Raw genomic sequence first — 25497 nt, forward strand, 5'->3', positions numbered from 1 at the left:
TTAAATCACCTTATCGTGACGAAGAGAAATCAGCTCATCAGTTGAGTAACCTAGCTCACTGAGAATTTCATCAGTATGCTCACCCAACAATGGTGAACGTTCTACATCCGTCGGACTATCAGATAGCTTAATTGGATTACCAACCGTCAGATACTTGCCACGAATTGGATGATCCACTTCAACCACAGTTCCAGTAGCACGCAATGCGGGTTCTTCAGCGATTTCTTTCATAGAAAGAATTGGGCCACAAGGGACATCGTACTTATTGAGTGCCTCCATAACCTCAAACTTACTTAAGGTCATAGTCCATTTTTCAATCTCAGCAAAAATTTCCATGAGACGTGGTAAGCGTGCCATTGCGGATGCGAAGTTATGGTCAGTGATCCAATCTTCACGGCCAATGACTTTACATATTGCCGGCCACACTGGTGCTTGTACTACTACGTAAATATAGGAATTAGGGTCGGTTTCCCAGCCTTTGCATTTGAGAATCCAGCCCGGCTGACCGCCACCAGAAGCATTACCAGCACGAGGTACAGAGTCACCGAACTTACCATTAGGGTACTGTGGATACTCTTGCATAGTACCGTTGCGCTCTAAACGCTGTTGATCGCGCAACTTCACACGGCACAAGTTCAATACGGCATCCTGCATTGCCGCCAACACTTTCTGACCGCGGCCAGAGTGAGTGCGTTGGTATAGCGCGGTAACAATACCAAGCGCTAAATGCAACCCTGTTCCGCTATCACCGATTTGCGCACCAGTAACCATGGGAGGGCCGTCATCAAAACCAGTAGTGGAAGCAGAGCCACCGGCGCATTGCGCTACGTTCTCATACACCTTGCAATCTTCGTATGGGCCAGGACCAAAGCCTTTGACAGAAGCCATGATCATCATTGGATTGAGCTCTTGAATACGTTCCCAAGAAAACCCCATGCGATCAAGCGCACCTGGTGCAAAGTTTTCTACTAATACGTCGCACTCTTTAATGAGTCGCTCCAGAATTTCTTTACCTTTTTGGGTTTTGGTATTCACAGTGATCGAACGCTTGTTGTGGTTCAACATCGTGAAATACAAACTATCCGCATCTGGAATATCACGCAACTGACCGCGTGTTGCATCGCCCTCGCCAGACTTCTCTACTTTGATGACGTCCGCACCAAACCAAGCCAGTAACTGAGTACAGGTTGGACCTGATTGAACGTGCGTAAAGTCGAGAACTTTGACTCCCTCTAGTGCTTTTGCCATGATTTAAGTCCTAATAAGAATGAAATTTTGAATTAAGGCAATTTTACCAGTGGGAAATAGGGAAAATTGAGGCGTGCCCGTTTTTTGGGCATGTATTCCATCTAAACCTGCATTTACTCTTGTTAGGGTCTATATGCGGCTAAGTCTGAGGATTTTCAAGATCAGAAAGTCGCTTTTTAAGGGCCCTTTCTTGGGCAAAGCGCTCTGACTCATCCCTAATGATCGCAACCACTCCATCGGCCTTGCCTGAGGCGTCAAATAGCATTCCTACAGTAAAGGCGATGGATATGGTGCCCCCATCTTTATGTTTAGCAGGCACCTTTAATAAAGAAGTTCCATAACGTGTTGTCCCCGTCTCCATGGAATGGCTATAGCCTTCATTGTGTTTTTGACGTTGACGCTCAGGAACGATGAGATCTAGCGTTTTACCAAGAGCCTCTTGCTCTGAGTACCCAAAGATACGTGTGGCTGCAGGATTCCACAGCACAATCTTTTCATTGGCATCAGCAACAACAATCGCATCCCCTACGCACTCCACTAACTTGTGTAAATCAATATTGGTGTTCATTTGACCAGTCTATCGAGTTTCTGAGAAATAAAAAAGGCGCTCACTAGGAGCGCCTTCAAATTAATGCCAGTGTTACTTGTTATTAAACTGCTTTAGCTGTGTGCAACTTAGCGATGTCATCAGCGCTATAGCCAAGATCAGCCAATACTTCGTCAGTGTGCTCACCCAATACTGGTGATGGACCAACTTCGATTTCCAAATCAGAGAACTTGATTGGGCTACCGATAGTCAAATACTTACCACGTACTTTATGGTCAACTTCAACGATAGAACCGCTCTTGCGCAAGTCTGGTGAGTTAGCCAATTCTTTCATTGAGAGCACTGGGGCACATGGAATATCGAACTTACGGAGAATGTCCACAGCTTCGTACTTAGTCTTGTCTTTGAGCCAGTCTTCGATTGTTGCGAAGATATCAAAAATCTTGTCTTGACGAGCTTCAGCAGTCATGTAAGCTGGATCAGTTGCCCACTCTGGTTTGCCCAAAGCTTTAGTAATTGGCTCCCAAGCATGACCTTGAATTGTGAAGTAGATGTATGCGTTTGGATCTGTTTCCCAACCCTTACACTTCAACACCCAACCTGGCTGACCGCCACCACCAGCGTTACCGCCACGTGGAACTACGTCAGTAAATGAACCGTGTGGGTACTGTGGGTACTCTTCCAAGTAACCAATTTTGTCCAAACGTTGTTGGTCGCGCAACTTCACGCGGCACAAGTTCAATACAGCGTCTTGCATTGAGCAAGAAACTTTTTGACCTTTGCCAGTTTTTTGACGTTGCATCAAAGCTGTCAAGATACCGATTGCTAAGTGCATACCAGTATTAGAGTCGCCCAAAGCAGCAGCAGAAACAGTAGGAGGACCATCCCAGAAACCAGTTGTTGAAGCAGCGCCACCAGCACACTGAGCAACGTTCTCATACACTTTTAAGTCTTCGTATGAGTGGCCATCGCTAAAGCCTTTAACAGAAGCCATGATCATTTTTGGGTTCAATTCTTGGATACGCTTCCAAGAGAATCCCATACGATCCAAAGCGCCTGGGCCAAAGTTCTCAACCATTACGTCAGAAGTTTGGATCATCTTCTCTAAAACTTCTTTACCTTCTTGAGTCTTAGTATCCAAAGTCAAAGAACGCTTGTTACCGTTCAACATTGTGAAGTACAAAGCATCTGCACCTGGAATATCGCGCAATTGGCTACGAGTTACGTCACCAGAACCTGGACGCTCAACCTTGATTACGTCAGCGCCGTACCAAGCCAACAACTGAGTACATGCAGGACCTGCTTGTACGTGTGTGAAGTCAATAATGCGAATACCGTCTAATGGTTTAGTCATGTTTGTTTCTCCTTAAGTCTTTCTTGTTTACTTCTAAATGTAGTCTAAAAATATTAACGTTTTATACTCAGTATTTCTTATTTTTTCGCACCTGCTGTGGATGGGTTTAAGTTTGTTAAACGTCCACTCTCAGTACCTGCAGTTTCATCAATAACAGCATTAATGAGTGCTGGCTTACCGGCAGCAATCGCCTCCGTTAACGCCGCCTCTAATTCTGCTGGGGTAGTTACGTAGTAACCAACACCACCAAACGCTTCAATCATTTTGTCGTAACGAGCGTCTTTAACGAATACAGTTGGCGCAACATCAGCACCACCAGTTGGATTTACGTCAGTGCCACGGTATACACCGTTGTTGTTGAATACAACAGTCGTGATTGGCAAGTTGTAACGGCAAACTGTTTCCAATTCCATACCGCTGAAACCAAACGCGCTATCACCCTCAACCGCAATTGTTGGAAGACCGCTAATGACAGCTGCACCAATGGAGTAACCCATACCGATACCCATAATGCCCCATGTACCGGAGTCAAAGCGCTTGCGTGGCTTATACATATCAACGATTGCACGGCAATAGTCGAGTGTATTTGCGCCTTCGTTTACCAAGTTCACATCTGGGTTCTTCTTGATCACATCACGAATCACACGCAGTGCACCATGGAAGTTCATTGGGTTGGCTTCTTTGGCCAATGTCTCGGCCATCTTGGCTAAGTTCTTATCTTTCTTCTCAGTGATCGCAGCAATCCACTCAGCGCTTGGCTTAGGAACAGCAGAGATACCCTTCAAGAGTTCGCCAACGCAAGAACCGATATCACCAATCAATGGAGCAGCGATTTGTACGTTGCTATCCACTTCATTTGCTTGAATATCGATTTGGATAAATTTCTTAGGCTCTTTGCCCCAAGTTTTACCCTTACCGTGTGCAAGCAACCAGTTCAAACGTGCACCAACCAACAATACCGCATCAGCTTCAGCCAATACGAATGAACGCGCTGCAGAAGCAGACTGCGGATGATTGTCTGGCAACAAACCTTTTGCCATCGACATAGGTAAGTAAGGAATACCTGATTTTTCAACTAAGTCACGAATCTCTTTATCAGCTTGAGCATAAGCAGCACCCTTACCCAAGAGAATCAATGGACGCTTAGCGCCCTTCAACACATCTAATGCACGAGCAACTGCGTCAGCCGCTGGGATTTGACGTGGAACTGGATCGATTACTTTGAAGATGGATTTCTTAGCTTCATCAGCAGGCATGGTTTGTGCAAGCAACTGAGCTGGCAAGTCTAAATACACGCCACCTGGACGACCAGAAACTGCAGCACGGATTGCGCGAGCAAAACCAATGCCGATATCTTCAATGTGGTTAATACGATAAGCAGCTTTGCAATATGGCTTAGCTGCGTTGAGCTGATCCATCTCTTCGTAGTCACCTTGTTGCAAGTCAACGATTTCACGTTCGCTTGAACCAGAGATCAAAATCATTGGGAAGCAGTTCACGGTTGCATTAGCAAGTGCTGTCAAACCGTTCAAGAAACCAGGAGCAGAAACAGTCATACAGATACCTGGCTTTTGCGTCATGTAACCAGCAATAGCGGCAGCATTACCTGCGTGTTGTTCGTGGCGGAAGCCGATAAAACGCAAACCTTCTGCTTGCGCTAAACGACATAAGTCAGTAATTGGAATGCCAACGAGGCCAAAAATAGTATCGAGGTCGTTTGCTTTCAGGGCGTCAATGACGAGGTGAAAGCCATCGGTTAATTGTGTGTTTTGATTATCAGTTGTCATAGAAATTTATATAGAAATTGCGGGTTTGCCCTTGTAGAGCTAATGCAATTTAGCTTTCGCTAACGTCTCCAATGTAGTTATAAATCGCATAACGGGTTTTGTATCCCGCGTAGGCTGAGATGAATATTAGGCTTGGGGGAGAGGTTCATCATTGACTTCGGTCAATTTCCCCCTAAATCCTGTAATTACGGGCAGTTTTGGCCCTTAAACAAACAGCTCTTTGTGCTTCGTTTTAAGACGACTTAAAGTCTCAGGAGAGAGGTTTAGGTAAGCCGCTAATTCCTTCTTTGGAAGAAGCTCGAACAAATCCTCATATTTACGCAAGAAACGCTCTACCCGACCCGGAGCGTCGAGCATATGCAAAGTAATGGTGTGAGCCATGATTTCACTCATCAGGCGCATGACCTCGAACTCAAAACTCTCTTTGAGAGGTTTGTGCTCCTCAAGGAATTCCGCCCACTTCTTCATAGGCATCCGGGCTACACGCGCCTTAGTGACGCAGGCAATACTATAAGGGGCAGCGGTTTTTAAGCGCCATGCCGCATAGCTCGTTTCAATATCTTTTTCAATGGCAAAGCGCAAAATCATCTCTTTAGCATCCGCACTCGAGACAATCCGCTTCAGAATTCCATCCAAAACGAAGTACTGCTCCATCTGGTGGTCACCCTGGTGCAGCAAGATTTCTGATTTTTTGAGGTCAGCGATTTCTAAATGACGCTCTAAATCCGCCATTGCGGAGGAATCCAAGCTTTTTAAGACCGAGTTTTGGCTCAACTGCAGGCGAATCAGGTTTTTTTCGGGATGCTTATCTAATACAGTCATGAATCCTTGCTCCAAGACCCTCTATTGTAGGCTTTTTTACCTCTCAAAGCCTTGGATTCCCGCTTGGCGCACATCAAATCCGCTAGAATGGCGAGGTCGTGGTGCTTTATTGCAGTGCAATAAAGTTAAACGGGAAACACCAAACGTGTGCTGCCCCCGCAACGGTAGGTAAATGCGTCTTTTCTAGCTGTCAAAGACGTCAGGAATCTGACAAAGCCACTGTGCGCGTCAATTGCATGGGAAGGCCAGATTCTGATATTTACAAGCCCGGATACCGGCCAAGACAGGTGGAATTTTGCGGACGGGGACCTTCGCGCGCCAAGAAAGCGCTGAGCTTCTCTAGATTGCGCCCAATTGACGCCTGAACTCCTGCATGTGAAATTCTGTTCGACCCAGCTAACGGGGAAGTTAGCTAGGCACTCGATAACAGAAAGTGAATCATGAAGCAGCAGTTCAACAACAGAAAAGCCGTCCTCATTTTGGGCGTCCTTATCAGTATTAATGCCTTTGCACAAAACAACGCACCGTTAGTTTTAGCGAGCACAAACAATACCGTTAATCCCATTATCGTTACCGCAACGCGCACGCCAACCAAAGCTAGCGACGTATTGGCTGACAACGTGTATGTCGGACCTGAAGAAATTGAGCAAGCCGGACAGACTAGCTTAGTTGAATTACTACAACGACAAAAGGGAGTAACTATATCCAGTTATGGCACTGGCGGATCAAATGCCAGCGTGTTCTTACGAGGCACCACCAACAATCAGACTCTGGTATTAATCGATGGTGTTCGCATTGATGATGCAATTAATGGTGGCACTAACTGGTCAGTTATCCCACTGAGCATCATTGATCATATTGAAATCGTATTTGGCCCTCAGAGCAGTCTTTATGGATCTGATGCTATCGGTGGCGTAGTACAAATCTTTACTAAAAAAGGTGATGGCCCTGCTAAGGTGGGCGCCTCTTTTGGATATGGCAGTTATGGCACCAGCATTAGTGAGGCTAGCATCAATGGATCTACGCAAGGCGATCAAAAAATTCGCTATTCACTTGCAGCCAGCCAAACTCTTTCTATGGGCTTTAACACTATTGCCCCAAATAATAAGGACGGCCTGACTGCTTCAGGCAGAACGGGTTACGTGCAAGACAGCATTACTGGCAGGCTTTCACAGGAATGGAGCAAAGGACAGGAGCTTGGATTGCAATTTCTCAATAGCCGCCTGAATAATCAGCTGCCACAATATGACCCGCAAGAGTTTTTATATCAACAAATCCAAAATCAAGTTTCTCAATTGGGAACCTATTCTCTCTACTCTAAAAATCAGGTGATGGAAAACTGGCGCAGCCTCTTACAAGTCTCGGCGCAAACAGGAACTGCATTAACGCATGCTCCGAACACACCAGATAACCCTGCATATGACAGCACTCTGAATCAAAGACAAAATACTTACACTTGGCAAAATGATTTCGCCATTGGCTCCGATATTTTGCAAGTATTGGCAGAACGTAAAACCCAAAAGGTATCGAGCTATCAGCTTGACTACAACAATGGCGACTTCAATAATCCGACGGCGCCCTATCCATTTCTGGGCTTTAGTCAAACCCGTAATACCAATTCAGGCGCGATTGCCTATCAACTCAAAAGGGAGGCGCACATAGCTAACTTCTCATTGCGCAATGACAGCATCACTGGATATGGACCACAAACTACAGGAGCAGCGGCTTACGGCTATTTCTTCACCCCAGAATGGCGCGCAAACATCAACTATGGCACTGGGTTTAGGGCGCCAACATTTAATGACCTCTATTACCCTGGATATGGAAATACAGCGATTCTTCCTGAGAAAAGTAAAAATACAGAAGCGGGGCTACATTTTGAAAAACCAGGTCTCGATGGGCATATCGTGGTCTTTAGTAACTCCATCTCAAACTTGATTCAAGTAAGTAATTCAGATACTTGCCCAGTGGGAACTGGTATTTTTGGCTGCGCATCCAATGTTGCCAGCGCCAAAATTACCGGGGGCACTTTAAGCGGGTCCACTCAAATTGCTTCGCTCAACCTAAAGGGCTCTTTCACACAGCAAAACCCAGTCAATGAAAGCACTAATAGCACCCTGATTAAACAAGCCAAGCAGTATGGCAATTTAGCAGCTGAATACCTTTACCTTAAGTTAACCGCCGGTGTTGGCGCGACTTTTTCCGGGCGAAGAGATGATTTTCAGGGTGCGAACACTGGCATGGGCGGCTACACCATCTTTAACCTCTATGCCAACTATGATTTAGAGAAAGACCTTAGCGTCTTTGCCCGCTGGAACAATGCCTTAAATAAGACCTACCAACTCAGTTATGGCTATAACACCCCGGGCTCTAACGTATTTGTAGGCCTGCGTTACGCCATGAAATAAGCCCTTTTTTCAGACTACAATGCCAGTATGAGCGAGACCCCCCCTCTTTCCACTGGCAACCTGGCCTTAGACATGGATGCGCTATGCGCATCCATCCATCGAGTGGCTGGAAAAATTCAGGTTATTGCTGAGGCAGTTCAAAACTTAAACCAAAATCGAGCGCAACTCGAAAACAAGATTGAAGATGCGCAAAAGCGTATTCAACATATCCTAAGTCGTCTGCCAGAACAAAGCGACGGTCGCCAGCTCAATCTACTAGGCGAAGCTATCCCACCAAATAACCCCGAGGATGACAATGAGCCAACAACGCATTGAGGTAAGTCTTGCCGGTCAGAAAATTACCCTGGCCACCAGTGCAGAGCATGAGCCACTACTCCGTGCAGCGTGTGTCTTGGTAGATGAACAAATTCAGCTTGCTATTAATGGTGGTAACCGCAGTATTGAAAGAGCGAGCATGATGGCCGCACTCAAAATTGCTGGCGACCTCATTACCTTACAAAAAAATCAATCGCAACAAAGCACTTCTTCCAATGTCAGCACAGATGAAGTTACTCGCCTACAGGGTGAGATTCGTGCACTTGAAGATCAAGTGGATGCTTTGATGCAAACCCTTTCCCTGCCTGGTTCGCCAAGGCCAATAGTTCCTTGAACCGATGCGCAAGCATCCGGAACGATCTTTACCTTGTGGGCGTGAGCGTTTTGCAAGTTCACAGTGCCAACTTAGACTTGGTTACTCCCTGAGCCTCTTAATGCACCCGAAACAGAGTAGCCGTTCCACCTTGAACCTTAGGGTTCAGGATGACGGCCTAGCGGCCAAGGCGGGGAATTCATGTTACTAAGCGATATCTTGATGTTGATGTTGTGTGGCGCCATCTCTGGCTACTTAGCTGGACTGCTGGGCATTGGTGGCGGCATGATTCTGGTTCCCTTCATGATCTTGGTTTTTAATCATCTCGGATTTAGTCAAGAAGTGATTGTGCATATGGCCATTGCAACAGGCATGGCAACCATTCTGTTTACAACCACCTCCGCAATCTGGGCACATCACAAACATGGCTCCATTGATTGGAAATTAGTCGCCTCTTTAAGTCCCGGAATGATTTTTGGTGGGCTGATCGGTGGCAGTGAATTGTTCGAGGCGCTCAAAACCTCATGGCTATCACTCTTCTTTGCCGTCTTTATTGTTTACACCTCAATTCAGATGCTACTCAATAAGAAGCCTAAAGCAGGTAGAGACTTACCTGGTGCGGCTGGATTATTTTCTTTTGGGACATTTGCCGGCGCACTAGCAAGCCTAGTAGGCGCAGGTGGGGCCTTTATTACAGTGCCATTCATGCTCTGGTGCAACGTCAAGCCGCACACAGCAATGGCTACTTCATCTGGCTTGGGTTTTCCAATTGCTGCTGCCGCAACGCTTGGCTATATGTACGGAAGCTGGGGCAATCCCAATCTTCCAGCAGGCTCTCTGGGCTTTGTTTATTTACCAGCAGTAGCGTGCATTGTGACGGTCAGTATTTTTACTGCGCCTTTAGGGGCAAAGATGGCCAGAAAACTCGATATCGCTCAACTCAAACGAGTCTTTGGCATCATGCTTTTTTTCCTTGCAGCCTTCATGTTTAATGAAAGCCGCAAGGCATTTGGCTTCTAATTACGCTGTGTATTGCTGACGCAAAATATTCTTTTGCACCTTACCCATGGCGTTACGAGGTAAATCAGCAACAATCTCTACGCGCTTCGGAATCTTAAAGTTTGCAATTTGTGTTTTCAAAGTAGCGATCATTGCTTCTGCATTCAGTTTTGCGCCTGCCTTAGGTACTACTACCGCCATTACGGCCTCACCAAAATCAGGATGCGGAATACCAATCACAGCACTCTCATCAACGCCAGTCATGTCATCAATAAAACTTTCAATCTCTTTCGGATAAACGTTATAGCCACCAGAAATAATCAAATCCTTGCTGCGACCAACAATGCACAAGTAATCATTTGGCGCTTTACCGCCATTGGCATCGCCACCCCAACGACCGACGTCGCCAGTCTTAAACCAGCCGTCTTTGGTAAATTCTTCAGCAGTCTTCTCAGGCATGCGCCAGTAGCCTGCAAATATATTCGGGCCCTTCACTTGAATACTACCAATCTCATTTACTTTGCATGGCTTGTTATCTTCATCAACTACACGCACCTTAACGCCAGGCAATGGCAGGCCAACTGAACCACCTACGCGCTTGCCTTTGTAAGGATTGGAAACCAACATTACCGTCTCACTCATGCCATAACGCTCAAGAATCGGCTGGCCAATCACTTCCTTGAAGGTGTTAAATGTTTCTGTCAGTAAAGGAGCCGAGCCGGAAACAAATAGGCGCATATTGCTTGCTACTTTTTTGGTAAAACCTTTGTCAGCCAACAGACGTACATAGAAGGTCGGTACACCCATCATCACTGTGGACTGAGGCATGTGCTTGATCAGCTGCGCAGTATCCAAACGTGGCAACCAAATCATTTTGCTGCCATTAATCAATGCGCCATGTGCCGCCACAAACAATCCATGAACGTGGAAGATAGGCAAAGCGTGCAGCAATACGTCACCCTTTTTCCAGCCCCAGAACTTTTGCAACACTTGTGCATTACTGCCAAGGTTCTTATGAGTAAGCATTGCGCCTTTACTGCGCCCTGTTGTACCGGAGGTATACAGAATCGCTGCAAGATCGTCATCTTTTGCTGGAACTGTCTTGAATTGGTCGCTCAGGTTTCCTGCACGGTCCAATAAAGTACCCGTACGATTCTCGTCCAGCGTGAATACATGCTTAGTGCCAGCCTTAGAGGCCACCTTAGATACCCAAGAGAGATTCTTGCTACTGCACACAACCACTGCTGGCTCAGCATTCTCCAGGAAGTACTGGATTTCAGCTGACTGATAGGCAGTATTCAGCGGCAAATACACATAGCCCGCACGAATGGTTGCTAGATAAAGAAAAAGTGCTTCGGGAGACTTTTCAACCTGCACGGCAACCCTTGCTCCTTTTGGAAGCTTTAGGCTAGCAAGTAAATTGGCAAGCTTGGCTGTTGCTGACTCAAGGTCACCCCAAGAGTAGTAAAGGCCGTCGTGCGTCTCAAGAGCGCACGCTTTTTTATCTTTTGGAAAACCTTTTTCCAAGAGTGAATATAAATTCATGAAATTTCCTATAAGACTAATATTTTTATCAATACTGCAATCAATGCACCTTGGCCACACCCATTACCAAATCAGATAATCCGGTAGCAATCTCTGGCACAAAGCAGAGCAATACAACAGAGAGAATCATGATGATCACAAATGGGAATACACCCCAGATAATTTCATTTAAAGAAATATCAGGTGCAATGTTTTTGATTACGAAGATATTGAGACCTACCGGTGGATGTATCAAACCTGTCTCCATCACAATGGTCATCACCACTCCAAACCAAACCAAATCAAATCCAGCAGCTCTTAATGGTGGCAAGAAAATCGGGGCAGTCATCAAAATAATCGAGACTGGTGGCAAGAAAAAGCCCAAGATCACTACCAAAATCAAAATAGCAGCCAACAGCCCCCAACGACCAAAGCCAAGATCAACAATGGCTTGCGCAGCTGACTGACTGAGGTGCAAATGGCTCATCACATTGGAAAACAATAAAGACATTCCAATAATGAACATCAGCATTGTGGATTCTTTGATGGTGGCATTAAGTAATGGCGACAAATCCTTGATACGCCACATTTTGTAGATACCAGCAATTAATGCAAAAGCCAAAATTGCACCAAGGCCCGCAGTTTCAGATGGGGTTGCATAACCGCCGTAGAGAGCGATCATCACACCAATCAATAAAACCAAGAAAGGCAATACACGCGGCAGAGAACTCATCTTCTGCTGCATGGTGTATGTATGACGCTCGAGGATTGGTTGACTAGGAGCGCCTACCTTCACAGCCTCTAAGGCTAAGTTGTATTCTTTGCGGAAGCGATAAACGGTATAGATCGAGAAGAACAATACCAACATCAGGCCAGGGCCAATGCCAGCAAGAAATAAACGCCCTAATGATTGTTCTGCAGCAACTGAGTACAGAATCATCGTAATCGAAGGTGGCAAGAGAATGCCAAGCGTTCCGCCAGCAGCAATAATGCCTGCCGCTAATCCTGGTGAGTAACCACGCTTACGCATCTCTGGAATGCCAGCACTACCAATTGCAGAACAGGTCGCAGGACTTGATCCCGCCATTGCAGCAAACAGAGCACAAGCCAAAACGTTGGCAACGCCTAATCCACCGGGAACCTTACCAAGCCATACATGCAATGCCTCGTACAAATCTTGACCGGCACGTGAACGTCCGATCGCCGCCCCTTTTAAGATAAATAGCGGGATAGAGAGCAAAGTGATGCTCGCCATTTCTTCATAGACATTCTGAGTAACTGTATCCAATGAGGATGCAGGCATAAAGAACACCATAAATATCACTGCTACTGAGCCCAATGCAAAAGAGATGGGCATCCCTGAGAACATTACCAATAAGGTAACTGCTGCAAACAATAATCCTAGTGTCATGATTGACATGCTTATTCCCCCTCGCCTGGATTAACAACATCTCCAAACGCTTGGAGCAAAATCTGAAACGCCAACAAGGTCATGCCAATAGACATCATGATGTATGGAATCCACAGAGGTGGAGCCCATGAAGATGAAGTCACTTGACCGTCTACCCACGCTTCATGAAACAAAGTCCACGACTTCCATGCAAAAAAAGCACAGAAAGCACATGAGGCAATATCAATAATCAACACTCTGAGACGATTAACCGCCTTAGGCAACATAGTAGATACCGCTGAAATACCCACATGCCCCCGAATTTGCTGAACATAAGCACCACACAAGAATGTGGCGCCTACCAAGCAAAATACCGCAGCCTCATCCTGCCAGTCAGTCGTTGCTCCGAAAAATGCTCTTGAAGCAACGCTATAGCTCAAGATGACCGAAGCGGCCACTAATGCCAATGATCCAAACAACACCATCAGCTTATTCATTCCAGACATTAAGCGGTCTGTCGCTTGTAAAAGTTGATTCATAATTTAGGTTACTTTTTCTGCTGCTTTTAACAATGATGCGCAGCTTTCATTCTTCTCTGCGTAGTCTTTCCAAGCGCTATCGCGAGCAATCGCTCTCCACTTGTCCACAATCGCTGCATCAACGTCAGTGACTTTGCTGCCAGCTCTTGCGTAAGCTAAGGCTGCAGTCTTGTCATCATCTTTTGCAGCCTCAAGTCCAAACTTCTCCATCTCGGCGCCAGCTGCCATGAGAGCGTCACGTTGATCTTTTGGTAAAGCATCAAAGATTTGCTTAGACATCATCAATGGCTCAAGCATGAACCAATAGGATTTTTGACGTGCACTAGTAAATGCTTTTGCCAACTCTTCTAACTTAAATGACATAAAACTTGTGGAAGATGTGTAAGCTGCATCCATAGCACCAGTTTGCATTGCTGCGTAGATCTCGTTAGAAGGCAAAGAGATCACTGAAGCCCCTGCTGCCTTAAGCATCAGATCGAATTCACGACTACCGCCACGAATCTTCATTCCCTTAACGTCCTCTGGGAGAACAATTGGCTTGCTTCTGCTTGCCACACCACCGGCTTGCCAAACCCAACTTAAGAGAACAATTCCTTTATCTTCTAAAATTTTGGTCAGCATCTTGCCAACTTCAGCAGTCTTCCATTTAGCAGCCTGCTCATAACTGGTAACCAATGCTGGCATTAGGCCAATGTTCAACTCAGGCACTTCTCCACCAGCGTACGGCATTGGGAACAATGAGATATCTAAAGCACCCTTACGCATTGCGCTGAACTGCGCATTCGTTTTCATCAATGATGAACCTGGGTATACCTGGAACTTCAATGCGCCTTTAGTGCGCTTTTCAACAGATTCAGCGAATTTACGGCAGAGGCGATCACGGAAGTCACCCGCCTGAATAGTTCCACCAGGAAACTGATGTGAGATGTTCAAAGTTTTAGTTGCACCTTGAGCGTTTGATGCAGGGCTATAGCCCACGATGCCCGCTAAAGGCAACGCTGCAGATCCTGCCAATAATTGGCGACGCAAAGCATTTGGCTTAATAGACCCAGACTTCAATTCATTACTCATATTGTTCTCCTAGTAGTGTTTTATAGACTGCATAATACGATCAGATCTTAGTGTCTGCTTCCTTGCCACATACTCTAAAGCGAATAATCTCTGAATTCTGCTTTTAGAGCCTCTCCTCCAAAAATATATTTCTAAGCCTGCATTAATCGGCCAACCGCACGTGAATAATCAATTTCCCCATGGGTAAAGCGCTCATGATTCTCCTCAACAGCGGAAAGATCGTACAAATAATTAACCATAAGTGCGGCTGACTGTCTTAAACCCTTGCGAGAGAGATCTCCGGCCCAGTTAATCTGATGAAGCTTAGCGCCGTTGCCCAAGTGAAACTTAGCCACCGGGTTACCGTTACGACCAGCGGAGCCTAAACCCAAGTAAATACTTGCGAGGCAAAGTAAAGCGGCCTTTTCTTTTTCAGTGGCATTGTCTGGATGCCAGCCAGCACTTAAACGCTCAGGCCAAGAGCGATTAGCAAGTCCAAGAACCTCCAAGGATTGCTCACGTGCTGTGCGAACTGCCGGCTTGAGTTGGGTACCCGTCTTTTCACCACCAATATCTGCGCCAGCAGCAACCCAGTCAATAAAACCCGGAATTGGTGAGAGCGTCACAAAGGTTTTTAGACCCGGAAACTCCGCATGCAACTGTTCGGCAACGCGCTTAATCAAGAAATTACCCATTGAAACGCCACGCAAGCCAGGCTCGCAGTTACTAATGGAATAAAAAGCAGCCACTTTATATTGTGAAGTCTGATGAACGGTCTCCGCCTTTTTATCCACCAAAGGGGTAATCACAGCCGGGATTTCTGGCAAAAGCGCTACCTCAACGAAAATTAAAGGCTCGTTTGGAAGCTGTGGATGAAAAAATGCAAAACATCTACGGTCAGGCTGCAAGCGGCGGCGCAGGTCATCCCAGCCATCAATTGCATGCACAGCTTCATGCTGAATCAGCTTTTCCAAAACCTCCGCAGGCGACTTCCAGTCAACCCGATGCATCTTCAAAAATCCCGGGTTAAACCAAGATGACAAGAGATGACGTAAGTCAAAATCAACTGCAGTTAATTCAGGCTGCTTATCGAGCAATTGCAATAGGTCACGACGCATAGCTACCAAGGCAGCAGTTCCATTAGTTGCGCGATTAAGTCGACGAAATAATTCTTGCCTTGGTGGCTCTGTCACGCGCTGTAATTTAATGTAATTGCGCGCACTTGCTTCTGCTGAAAAATTTTGCGCGGCAGCCATGACTGCGGCGGCATCAGGATTGAGTTTTTCAAATAAAAAATTGAAAAACTTAGAGTGCTGGTCTTTAGAGAGCTTGCGATAGTTGTGGATCACATCGTCAGCCATGCTGACGGCATTCGATTCACCACGCTCCGATATGAGTCGATTGACTGCGCCGGTAACGCGGGAAAAGTAACGGGCTTTTGCTAGCTTTTCAAGCATGTGTATCTCTCAAAGAATTCAACCCAAAATGTGAGGGGGTGTTTACTAATGTATAGCTGCGCCATACCTGAATCAATTAATGAAAGTATATATTCATTAACTTGAAGTTAATTGATTGGCTGGCGTGTTCATGCAGGTTTAGGAATTATTGCGATGCAACATACGGGTTTCAGCCGCTAAAGCGAGGATATTGGGGTTCGATTCATTAGCCTGGAGGTACATTAGGGCAATATGTTGGGTTGCCTGATATTTTGGCAATAAAGGGGTAAATTCAATCGCATCACCCATTAAAGCCTTCACCCGACCAGGCAACAAAGATCTTCCCAGGTCCCCTGAAACCATATTCATGAGAGAAAAGATATCCCCTACCTTCATAACCACATTGGGGGCAAAACCAGCTAACTGGAAAGCTTCATAAAACCCTGAGGTGGTGGCAAAACCATCCTGAAGGGTCAGAAATTTCTCATTCCGGTACTTGGATAAATCAATATTGGCTTCGGCTGGCTTATTGTTTTTTGAGGAAGCCAAAAATAACTGATCCTCAAAAAGAGGGACTACCTGGACACCCTCCGGAAGATCTCTTGTAGGAACTGCCATGACTACTGCATCTACATTTCCCTCGCTGAGCCTCTTCATCAAGTCCTCATTAGATCCCAGATATAAATCAATATCTAAGTCAGGTCTGCGGATTTTGGTGCCCATGATGACTCTAGGAATAATGTTGGCCGTCAAAGAGTACATGGAGCCTAGGCGGATTTGCCCGCTTTCGACCCCGGCTTTGGCTCTGGTCTTTTTCAGGACGCGGTCTACATCTGCTAGTAAATCCGCACTTGCTTCAGCCAAATAAATAGCTGCAGGCAAAGCTTTTAACTGACGTCCATCTTTTACAAATAGAGCGCACCCTATTCCGGATTCCAGAGAATGCAATGCCTTGTGAATGCTGACTGAACTTAAGTGCAACTCTTCCGCTGTTTTAGAAAGGCTGCCGGTTCGAATAAACGAGCACAGCACCTCTAATTTTCGAAGTGTCAGCTCTTCATTTAGCATGAGCTAATTAGTGACTCTTCGATTTAAATGCAGTCATGAGATAGAGGCCAAACAACATCATTGGCACACATAACCACTGACCCATAGATAAACCTAAGCCTAGAAGGCCCAAGAAGGAATCGGGCTCACGCGCATACTCCGCCAAGAAGCGGCAAATACCGTAACCCAACAAGAAAAATCCAGATACCTGACCAACACGTCTTGGCTTGCCTGCATAAATCCAGAGGGTAATGCCCAGGAGCACACCTTCACCAAGCAATTGATAAATCTGTGATGGATGGCGTGGGACGGAATCCACTAATGGGAAAATCATCGCCCATGGAAGATCGGTGGGTCTACCCCATAACTCGCCATTAATAAAGTTCCCCAGTCGACCAAAAGCCAAGCCAAAGGGAACTAGTGGAGCAACCAAATCACTCACGACAAAAAAAGTGGTCTTACGTTTTTTAGCAAACCAGAAGAGCGCAACCAGTACACCTAACAAGCCGCCATGAAAAGACATACCGCCTTCCCAAATTTTAAAAATACTCAAAGGATGAGTTAGATAGAAGCCTGGCATATAAAACAAGGTGTAACCTAAGCGACCACCCAATACCACACCAAGAACGCCAGCAAACAGGAGATCCTCAAGATCTTTATAGGTCCAGCCTAGAGCTTGATAACGTACTGATTTAATGCGTAAGCGACCCAAAAGCAAAAATTGAACGAAGGCCATTAAATACATCAAGCCATACCAATGAATTGCAAAAGATCCAATGCGAATTGCCGCAGGGTCAAACTGTGGGTGAATCAACATAGCTCTTAGCTTTTGGATTGGTCAAAGTTATGCAACTCATGACCCAACTCTCGATAGGCTTTAAAGCGCTCGCGCCCTGCCAAACGCTCCGCCTCATTCACCGTGACCACCTCAACGACTCTAGGAAAGCGCGAGACTAAGGCTGGCACATCAGCAGGCATGCGCATCCCCAAATGAATCATGACATCAGCATGGGGAATGCCATTCAAGGCCGGGGAAGCAAAGTCATCCGTTAGTACTATTGGGGTTTCGCTTGCAGCCTCGTCCTCAATAAAACAATGCGGCAAGAAATCGGTGCTGCTAAATACCCAAAGAAGCTCGTTCAACTTTTTCAGATCCGCCTTCTCGCCGACCATCACAATATTGCGGACTGGTTCACCTGCAGGCGTAGCGCTCCAAATCTTGCGCGTAAGGCGACAGGCGTATTCAAGCTTGTCACTCACATTGCTATGAAAATCAATTCGAGCCATTCAATATATATCCGAGATCTACAGCGCTTACTTGCGCTCGAGCAAGAAGTTCACCAAGAGGGGCACAGGACGACCGGTAGAGCCTTTGGCAGCGCCGCTCTTCCATGCCGTACCAGCGATATCCAAGTGGGCCCATTTGTATTTCTCGGTAAAGCGAGACAAGAAGCATGCCGCTGTCACGCTACCAGCAGGACGGCCGCCAATATTAGCCACATCTGCAAAATTGGACTTAAGTTGCTCGTGGTAAGCCGCATCCAAAGGCAAACGCCATACAGTATCTAAGGAGGCATGACCTGCTTTAGTTAATTCACTTACCAAGCTCTCATCTTCGGAAAATAAACCGCTGTGCACATGGCCCAAAGCAATTACGCAAGCGCCGGTTAAAGTGGCAACATCAATCACTGCTGCCGGTTTAAAGCGCTCTACATAAGTGAGCGCATCACACAGAATTAAACGACCTTCTGCATCGGTATTGAGAATCTCAATGGTCTGTCCAGACATGCTCTTCACAATATCGCCGGGACGAGTTGCTTGGCCTGATGGCATATTTTCACAAGTAGGGACGACTCCAATCACGTTCTTCTTTAGCTTCATTAAAGAAATGGAATACATGGTGCCGATCACTGAAGCTGCGCCACACATGTCGTACTTCATTTCATCCATGGCTTCGCCTGGCTTTAATGAAATTCCGCCAGTATCAAAAGTGATTCCCTTGCCCACTAAAACAATCGGAGCCTCTCCTGCTTTGCCACCTTGATGCTTCATCACAATAAATTGCGGCGGGGTAGCAGATCCTTTAGCAACAGATAAGAATGAACCCATTCCCAAAGCTTCAATTTGTTTGAGCCCAAGTACATCTACTTTCAAAGCAGTCTTTTTACTCAAGCCCTGCGCGGCCTTACCGAGGTAGGTTGGTGTGCAGATGTTTGGAGGAAGGTTACCTAAGTCCTTCGCCAGGTTCATACCCTCTACCATCGCGACACCCTGCTCCACTGCAGGCTTCAGCTCTTTAGCGCAGGCATCGTTACCTGCAAAGATGAGATGCTTAAATATGTCTGCTTGATCTTTTATTTTGAATTTCATAGCGGGCTGACGCACGCCAAAACGATAAGCTTGGTCGCCAGCGTATTGAACAGTAAGGCGCACCTCTTCGGCAATAAAGTCAGCTTTGTGCGCAAGCGCAAAACTTGGTGTAAACCAAAGCGCACTTTCAATGGATCCGCCACTTAAGGCCTTCAAAGCGGCGCGAGCAACCTTGGAATAAGTAGTCAAACTCCGTTCGCTAGCAAGATGTACATCGCCCAAACTCACTAGCAATACTCTTTTTGCTTTAACGCCATTGCTGGACCAAGATTTTTCTGCGCGCAACATACACACCGAGGCTTGCTTGGAATCTAAATCCCCAACAATATTGGCGTGGTTGACTGAGCCTCCGAGCAAGAGATCTAATTCTGGTAAAAATCCCACTTTTGCCTTGGCGCCCTTAGCACCTGAGAAACTATCCAAATCTGCCTTGGAGTATGCCAAAACCAAGCAATCGGTGTTATGGCCAAGCAAGGATTTGAGGGTGGCTCTCTGGAGTTTTAGGCTCTGGAGGTCTGCTTGGGGGAAAATCTTGGTGCTGAATTGAATTGTCATGATCTATTACGGTGTTTTGGTCGATTCAAAAGGGGTAATCTACTAATTTGGGACGTTTATCCATTATCCTCCGACATGAGAATAACTTCCCTTACCTCCAGCAATATAAGCCATTTACAAGCCCGATAACCTTTCAAATCCAGACCTATAAATTCTCATGATTTTTAAACAGGCCCTTCGCCGCGAACTCAGTTTTACGACTGGCGGGGTCTTTTTGGTCTTAGTCACCATTATGGTGACTACCTTAGTGATCCGAATCTTGGGTTATGCCGCTAACGGGGCCGTCAATCCAGAAGATGCGCTCGTGTTAATTGCCTTGGCTACCCTAGGTTATCTTGCGGTTCTTTTGACGGTCTCTCTATTTGTCGCAACCCTCATCGTTCTAGTACGCTGGTACAAAGATTCAGAAATGATTGTGTGGTTTGCTAGCGGCTTAAGCATTACCAATCTCATTCGCCCCATCATGCAATTTGCTACACCGCTCATCATTGTGATCGCGCTGCTGGCCCTTTTTGTCTGGCCCTGGGCAAACCGAGAGTCCACTTTAATTAGTCAACGCTTTCAACAACGTGATGACGTATCCATGGTGAGTGCCGGACAGTTCAAAGAGTCTGCAAAAGCAGAGCGCGTATTTTTCATTGAAGAGCTCGATGTTGATAAAAGCGAAGTCAGGAATATCTTCGTGGCTGATTCCAAGAATGGTCGACTGAGTATTGCAGTTTCCCAAACTGGTTACATTCAAAATTCTGCAGGCGGTGAGAAATCCATCGTGCTTCATAACGGTAGACGCTATGAGGGGCAACCCACTCAGCCCGACTTCAGAATTCTGGAATTTAACGAATATAGCACCAAGATACGGAGCAAAGAATCATTGGCGCCCGCACCACGTGATCGCGAGAAGACAATCACCGAGCTCTTAAATGATCCTAATCCAGTCTCTACCAGCCCCAATCGCGCTGAATTACTCTGGCGCATTGGCTTGCCATTAATGGCATTAGGTTTGGTACTGATTGCAATTCCGCTTGCTTATGTGAACCCTCGCTTGGGTAATTACACTGCAATGTTTTATGCAGTCTTAATTTATTTAATCTATAGCAACTTACTGAACCTGACTCAAAATTTTGTATCGCAAGGCAAGGTCAGTGTTTTTGTCGCCATCTGGCCAATTCATTTACTCGCTCTCTTAATTGCGACAGCCTTAATTCGCAATCGTATTAATCCCTCTCTAAAGTGGTGGCGCCGTCAATTACCCGCCTCTATGGCCACCAAATGAAATTGCTTTTCCCTTTCATTTACGAGCGCTATCTAGCCAAGCAGATTTATGCTGCTTTTGGCTTTATCTTGTTCGCCTTGGTGGCTTTGTTCTTGTTCTTCGACATCTTGAGCGAATTAGGATCTGTACAGGGGGCATACACACTCCCATTAGCCCTGCTCCATGTTTTTCTAAAGGCCCCAAGCAGAATCTCTGAAATCATCCCCATTGCAGGCTTGATTGGCAGTATCTATGTGTTTGCAATGCTGGCCAGTCAGTCTGAGTTCACTATTTTGCGCATCGCTGGATTGGACGTTAAACGCGGGCTCATTACTCTCACAAAAATTTCACTGCCATTAGTAGCGCTTACACTCATCATGAGTGAATGGGTTGGCCCTTATTCTGAAGCAAAGTCTGACCAGATTCGCATGAAGGCGATGGGCTCAGCCTATACGTCACAATTTAAAACAGGCGTTTGGGTAAAAGATCACTTACGCGATGAGGATGGCAGCGGACCCGTGAGACCTGGGGTGCGCTATGTCAACGTAGGCAAGGTTGATAAAGATAATGAGATTCAAAATATCCGCATGTATGAGTTTGATGACACCTATCATCTTCTCTCTATTCGCAGCGCGGTCTCCGGACAGTTTGATGAGACTGGCATCTGGGTTTTAAATGATGTCACCGAAACTCGCTTTAAAGAAACGAAACAATCTGACCCGCTAAACCCAGTCTTTTCTGCACAAACATTTACGCACCCGATCCTGACTTTGGAATCGGAAGTTACACCTCAAATTTTGAATGTGCTTTTAATTAGCCCTGAAAAAATGTCGATCATGAGCTTGGGTCGCTTTATCTCCCATCTGCGTGAAAACAAACAAGATGCGCAGAGACATTCCATCGCCTTCTGGAAGAAAGTAGTTTATCCCTTCACTATTTTTGTGATGCTTGCGCTAGCCCTTCCCTTTGCATACCTGAAGGTTCGAGCAGGTAGTGTTGGTATTAAGGTCTTTGGCGGCATCATGCTGGGTATGAGCTTTCAGTTATTTAACTCCCTCTTCTCTAACGTAGGGCTTTTGGGTTCTTGGCCAGCGCTTCTAACAGCGCTTACCCCGCCTTTGCTCTACTTCCTTTTGGCGCTATTCGGGTTGCGCTGGGTTTCTAAGGCTTAATACCCAAAAATCATTTAGAATTTGATTCCTATATCATTGCTGATATATAGACAGGAATCCTTATGAATCTCCACCAATTCCGCTTCGTGCGTGAAGCCGTTAGGCAAAACTTCAACTTAACCACTGCCGCTAAAGCCTTATTCACCTCTCAACCGGGGGTTTCTAAGGCCATTATTGAATTGGAAGATGAGTTAGGCGTGGAGATCTTTCGCCGCCATGGCAAGCGCATTCGCTCCTTGACCGAGCCTGGTAAACGCATTTTGAGTTCGATTGAGCGCATCCTCGATGAAGTGGAAACGCTGAAAAGAGTGGGTAAAGATTTTGCTAGCCAAGATCAAGGTAGCCTCGTGATTGCCACCACCCATACACAAGCACGCTACGCACTTCCCAAAGTGCTCACTGAATTTACCAAACGCTTTCCAAAAGTTAAGGTGAGTATTCAGCAAGGTAACCCAGGTCAAATTGCAGAGTTACTCACACATGATCGTGCAGATATTGCGATTGCCACGGAGGGCATTGCCAACACTCCGGGCGTACTAGCTTTGCCGGGCTATCAATGGCAGCACGTACTCATGGTGCCACTGAGTCACCCCCTTCTCAACCAGGCAACACTTACTCTAGAAGAGATTGCTAAGTACCCCATCATCACCTACGACAAGGCATTTGCTGGTCGTAGCAAGATTGATGCGGCCTTTGCACAAAGAAACATTACGCCCGATATTATTTTGGAAGCGATAGATGCCGACGTCATTAAGACTTATGTAGAAACGGGTATGGGCATTGGTATTGTTGCGGGCCATGCTTATGACCCCGATCGCGATCGCAATCTCAAGGTAATTCCTGCGGGACATTTATTTGGTAATAACGTGACTCACCTAGGCGTCAAACAAGGTGCTTACTTGCGCTCATTTGTCTATACCTTCATTGAACTCTTCTCACCAACGCTCACTAAGAAGATTGTTGAGCAGGCAATGAATAACAAATCCGAGACTTACGAAATTTAAATAATCTAGGGATGCTCAAGGACTGAATAGTCTTTGAGTGGTGCCTCGGGGCGGACTCGAACCGCCACGCCTTGCGGCACCGGATTTTGAGTCCGGCACGTCTACCAATTCCATCACCGAGGCAGGTGTTTGCAGTGGAAATTCTGCTTACTTTGCTACTTTGTTACTGCTAAGACATAAGAGTGTAACAAAAAATGGTTAGTTACACCCTACCTTGGGTCTAGAACCCCTTAAAATGAGGTCTTCTAGCCAAACTATTAAAAGGACTTACCCGTATGGCCGGCCATTCGAAATGGGCCAATATTCAGCACCGCAAAGGTCGTCAGGACGAAAAACGCGGCAAGATTTGGACCAAACTCATTAAAGAAATTACCGTAGCCGCCAAATTAGGCGGTGGTGATATTGCTACTAACCCGCGATTACGTCTGGCCATTGATAAGGCCAAAGACTCCAATATGCCAAACGATAACGTGCAAAGAGCGATTCAACGCGGAACCGGATCACTAGAAGGCGTGAACTACGAGGAAATTCGTTACGAGGGTTATGGCATGAATGGCGCCGCCATTATTGTGGATTGCTTAACCGATAACCGCACTCGTACCGTTGCAGAAGTTCGTCATGCTTTTAATAAGAATGGTGGCAACATGGGCGCAGAAGGTTCTGTTGCATTTTTATTCAAGCATTGTGGGCAGATGTTATTTGCTCCAGGCACCAGTGAAGATCAACTCATGGAAGTAGCTTTAGATGCTGGCGCTGAAGATGTGATTACTCACGATGACGGCTCTTTAGAGGTACTGTCTCCTGTTCCTGATTTTTCTAACGTACAAGATGCCATTAGTAAGGCGGGCCTCAAGCCTGAGCTAGCAACCGTTGCCATGCGCCCTGAGACTGAGATTGCCTTAGAAGGTGATCAGGCTGAGAGTATGCAGAAATTGTTAGATGCGCTTGAAAATTTGGATGACGTTCAAGAAGTGTTTACGAACGCTGCGCTTTGATTTTTTAAATTCATTTTTTTAATTACTTCATTTAAATACTAGATAGCTTGTTATGAAAATTCTCTTAATCGGATCCGGCGGACGCGAACATGCTTTAGCTTGGAAACTGGCTCAATCTCCACAAGTCCAAACGGTTTATGTTGCTCCTGGTAATGGCGGCACGGCTACTGCCAAACAAACTGCTGCAGGCATTGAGAACTTACCGATCACTGGATTACAAGAGCTGGCTGACTTTGCTAAGCGCGAGAAGATTCACTTAACGGTTGTTGGACCAGAGGCGCCACTTGCTGCTGGCATCGTAGATGTATTCCGCAACAATGGCTTGCGTATTTTTGGCCCAACTCAATTGGCAGCTCAATTGGAATCCTCTAAAGACTTTTCTAAAGCCTTTATGAAACGTCATGGCATTCCAACGGCTGATTACCAAACTTTTTCAAGCGCGCTTGAAGCGCATGCTTATATTGATGCTAAGGGTGCGCCGATTGTAATTAAGGCCGATGGTCTTGCCGCAGGTAAAGGCGTAGTAGTTGCCATGAGTCTTGAGGAGGCGCATGCCGCAGTTGACATGATGTTGGCTGATAACAAATTAGGCAATGCAGGTGCCCGCGTTGTGATTGAAGAATTCCTAACAGGTGAAGAAGCTAGCTTCATTGTTCTCGTGGATGGCAAGAATGTTCTTGCGTTAGCGACCAGCCAAGATCACAAGCGCTTACTCGATGCCGACCAAGGACCGAATACTGGTGGCATGGGCGCTTACTCCCCTGCACCAGTCGTTACACCAGAAATACATGCACGTGCATTGCGTGAGGTGATCATTCCAACGGTGAAGGGTATGCAGGCTGATGGCATTCCGTATACAGGCTTCTTGTATGCGGGCTTAATGATCTCTCCTGATGGCAAGATCAAGACTTTGGAATTTAACTGCCGCATGGGCGACCCAGAAACACAACCGATCATGGCTCGCCTGCGCAGTGATCTCGTTAATGCGCTAGATCATGCAGTAGATGGAACGCTCAATGAAGTTGAGCTGGAATGGGATCGTCGCACTGCCTTAGGCGTTGTGCTTGCAGCCCACAATTATCCCGATACCCCACGTGCTGGAGATGTGATTACCGGCATTCCGGCCGACACTGAAGATCAAATTACTTTCCATGCTGGTACGAAATTGCAAGATGGCAAAGTAGTGACCTCCGGTGGACGGGTGATCTGCGTTGTTGGACTTGCCGATACCGTGCGTGGTGCCCAACAAAAAGCATATGAAGCCATCAACCATATTCAGTTTGACGGCATGCAATATCGCAAAGATATTGGCTACCGCGCAATTAAGTAAATCCATCAAGTTAGAACGCCCTTGTCAGATCAACAGACTC

22 protein-coding genes, 1 tRNA gene, 1 other RNA gene, 1 pseudogene and 1 riboswitch are annotated in these 25497 nt (G+C 46.3%); of the genes and pseudogenes, 10 read left to right on the forward strand and 15 right to left on the reverse strand.

Features of this window, described 5'->3' with window-relative positions:
* The 5 genes from frc (FD963_RS07280) to FD963_RS07300 all read right to left on the reverse strand — a co-directional run bounded on the left by frc (FD963_RS07280) (position 1) and on the right by FD963_RS07300 (position 5758).
* Positions 1 to 1248, reverse strand: coding sequence for a formyl-CoA transferase (frc, locus tag FD963_RS07280; RefSeq protein WP_215361508.1), 1248 nt, complete (start codon positions 1246 to 1248; stop codon positions 1 to 3).
* Between the two features lie 139 nt (positions 1249 to 1387).
* Positions 1388 to 1816 (reverse strand): PAS domain S-box protein, encoded by a 429-nt coding sequence (locus FD963_RS07285; protein WP_215361510.1) that lies wholly within the window; start codon positions 1814 to 1816, stop codon positions 1388 to 1390.
* An 82-nt stretch (positions 1817 to 1898) separates the two neighbouring features.
* The gene (frc, locus tag FD963_RS07290) at positions 1899 to 3149 is read right to left on the reverse strand and encodes a formyl-CoA transferase (RefSeq protein WP_215361512.1); all 1251 of its coding nucleotides are present in this window, start codon (positions 3147 to 3149) and stop codon (positions 1899 to 1901) included.
* A 77-nt stretch (positions 3150 to 3226) separates the two neighbouring features.
* Positions 3227 to 4936: an oxalyl-CoA decarboxylase gene (gene oxc / locus FD963_RS07295; protein WP_215361514.1), complete on the reverse strand. Its 1710-nt coding sequence runs from the start codon at positions 4934 to 4936 to the stop codon at positions 3227 to 3229.
* Between the two features lie 204 nt (positions 4937 to 5140).
* Complete coding sequence (locus FD963_RS07300) at positions 5141 to 5758, reverse strand: Crp/Fnr family transcriptional regulator (RefSeq protein WP_215361516.1); 618 nt, start codon at positions 5756 to 5758, stop codon at positions 5141 to 5143.
* 82 nt (positions 5759 to 5840) lie between these two features.
* A riboswitch (cobalamin riboswitch) is annotated at positions 5841 to 6056 on the forward strand.
* 142 nt (positions 6057 to 6198) lie between these two features.
* Here FD963_RS07300 and FD963_RS07305 point away from each other — a divergent pair.
* The 5 genes and pseudogenes from FD963_RS07305 (at position 6199) to FD963_RS07325 (ending at position 9814) form a co-directional block, all read left to right on the forward strand.
* Complete coding sequence (locus FD963_RS07305) at positions 6199 to 8166, forward strand: TonB-dependent receptor domain-containing protein (protein ID WP_215361518.1); 1968 nt, start codon at positions 6199 to 6201, stop codon at positions 8164 to 8166.
* Between the two features lie 27 nt (positions 8167 to 8193).
* Positions 8194 to 8481, forward strand: a complete 288-nt coding sequence (locus tag FD963_RS07310) for a hypothetical protein (protein ID WP_215361520.1) — start codon at positions 8194 to 8196, stop codon at positions 8479 to 8481.
* A pseudogene (locus tag FD963_RS10415) lies at positions 8462 to 8677 on the forward strand (cell division protein ZapA); the annotation flags it as partial. The gene FD963_RS07310 and the pseudogene FD963_RS10415, both read left to right, overlap by 20 nt.
* A 99-nt stretch (positions 8678 to 8776) precedes the next feature.
* Positions 8777 to 8995: non-coding RNA, 6S RNA (gene ssrS / locus FD963_RS07320), on the forward strand.
* On the forward strand, positions 8996 to 9814 hold the full coding sequence (locus FD963_RS07325) for a sulfite exporter TauE/SafE family protein (protein WP_215361522.1): 819 nt from the start codon (positions 8996 to 8998) through the stop codon (positions 9812 to 9814).
* Here FD963_RS07325 and FD963_RS07330 read toward each other — a convergent pair whose 3' ends face one another.
* The 9 genes from FD963_RS07330 to FD963_RS07370 all read right to left on the reverse strand — a co-directional run bounded on the left by FD963_RS07330 (position 9815) and on the right by FD963_RS07370 (position 19698).
* Positions 9815 to 11338, reverse strand: coding sequence for a malonyl-CoA synthase (locus tag FD963_RS07330; RefSeq protein WP_215361524.1), 1524 nt, complete (start codon positions 11336 to 11338; stop codon positions 9815 to 9817).
* 40 nt (positions 11339 to 11378) lie between these two features.
* Positions 11379 to 12737, reverse strand: coding sequence for a TRAP transporter large permease (locus tag FD963_RS07335; protein WP_215361526.1), 1359 nt, complete (start codon positions 12735 to 12737; stop codon positions 11379 to 11381).
* A gap of 2 nt (positions 12738 to 12739) precedes the next feature.
* Complete coding sequence (locus FD963_RS07340) at positions 12740 to 13246, reverse strand: TRAP transporter small permease (protein WP_215361528.1); 507 nt, start codon at positions 13244 to 13246, stop codon at positions 12740 to 12742.
* 3 nt (positions 13247 to 13249) lie between these two features.
* Positions 13250 to 14317 (reverse strand): TRAP transporter substrate-binding protein DctP, encoded by a 1068-nt coding sequence (dctP, locus tag FD963_RS07345; RefSeq protein WP_215361530.1) that lies wholly within the window; start codon positions 14315 to 14317, stop codon positions 13250 to 13252.
* Positions 14318 to 14448: 131 nt separating this feature from the next.
* Positions 14449 to 15753 (reverse strand): malonyl-CoA decarboxylase domain-containing protein, encoded by a 1305-nt coding sequence (locus FD963_RS07350; protein ID WP_215361532.1) that lies wholly within the window; start codon positions 15751 to 15753, stop codon positions 14449 to 14451.
* 138 nt (positions 15754 to 15891) lie between these two features.
* Positions 15892 to 16800, reverse strand: a complete 909-nt coding sequence (locus FD963_RS07355) for a LysR substrate-binding domain-containing protein (RefSeq protein ID WP_215361534.1) — start codon at positions 16798 to 16800, stop codon at positions 15892 to 15894.
* 7 nt (positions 16801 to 16807) lie between these two features.
* Entirely contained in the window at positions 16808 to 17596 is a 789-nt protein-coding gene (lgt, locus tag FD963_RS07360; RefSeq protein WP_215361536.1) for a prolipoprotein diacylglyceryl transferase, read from the reverse strand.
* 5 nt (positions 17597 to 17601) lie between these two features.
* Positions 17602 to 18066, reverse strand: a complete 465-nt coding sequence (locus FD963_RS07365) for a DNA polymerase III subunit chi (protein WP_215361538.1) — start codon at positions 18064 to 18066, stop codon at positions 17602 to 17604.
* Positions 18067 to 18093: 27 nt separating this feature from the next.
* Positions 18094 to 19698 carry a leucyl aminopeptidase gene (locus FD963_RS07370; RefSeq protein ID WP_371818502.1) on the reverse strand — a complete coding sequence of 535 codons (1605 nt, stop codon included), beginning with the start codon at positions 19696 to 19698 and terminating at the stop codon, positions 18094 to 18096.
* Positions 19699 to 19861: 163 nt separating this feature from the next.
* Here FD963_RS07370 and lptF point away from each other — a divergent pair, with 163 nt between their 5' ends.
* The 3 genes from lptF to FD963_RS07385 all read left to right on the forward strand — a co-directional run bounded on the left by lptF (position 19862) and on the right by FD963_RS07385 (position 23132).
* Positions 19862 to 20977 (forward strand): LPS export ABC transporter permease LptF, encoded by a 1116-nt coding sequence (lptF, locus tag FD963_RS07375; RefSeq protein WP_215361542.1) that lies wholly within the window; start codon positions 19862 to 19864, stop codon positions 20975 to 20977.
* Positions 20974 to 22128, forward strand: coding sequence for an LPS export ABC transporter permease LptG (lptG, locus tag FD963_RS07380; RefSeq protein ID WP_215361544.1), 1155 nt, complete (start codon positions 20974 to 20976; stop codon positions 22126 to 22128). The genes lptF and lptG overlap by 4 nt, the downstream gene beginning before the upstream one ends.
* A 62-nt stretch (positions 22129 to 22190) precedes the next feature.
* Positions 22191 to 23132, forward strand: a complete 942-nt coding sequence (locus FD963_RS07385; RefSeq protein ID WP_215361545.1) for a CysB family HTH-type transcriptional regulator — start codon at positions 22191 to 22193, stop codon at positions 23130 to 23132.
* Between the two features lie 38 nt (positions 23133 to 23170).
* Here FD963_RS07385 and FD963_RS07390 read toward each other — a convergent pair.
* A tRNA-Leu gene (locus tag FD963_RS07390) sits at positions 23171 to 23255 on the reverse strand.
* A gap of 152 nt (positions 23256 to 23407) precedes the next feature.
* Here FD963_RS07390 and FD963_RS07395 point away from each other — a divergent pair.
* Positions 23408 to 24127 carry a YebC/PmpR family DNA-binding transcriptional regulator gene (locus tag FD963_RS07395; RefSeq protein WP_215361548.1) on the forward strand — a complete coding sequence of 240 codons (720 nt, stop codon included), beginning with the start codon at positions 23408 to 23410 and terminating at the stop codon, positions 24125 to 24127.
* Positions 24128 to 24179: 52 nt separating this feature from the next.
* Positions 24180 to 25457 carry a phosphoribosylamine--glycine ligase gene (purD, locus tag FD963_RS07400; protein WP_215361550.1) on the forward strand — a complete coding sequence of 426 codons (1278 nt, stop codon included), beginning with the start codon at positions 24180 to 24182 and terminating at the stop codon, positions 25455 to 25457.
* The last annotated feature ends 40 nt before the right edge of the window (positions 25458 to 25497 follow it).

Origin of the sequence: Polynucleobacter sp. JS-JIR-II-50 (genome assembly GCF_018687895.1) — a bacterium.
Taxonomy (GTDB): Bacteria; Pseudomonadota; Gammaproteobacteria; order Burkholderiales; family Burkholderiaceae; genus Polynucleobacter.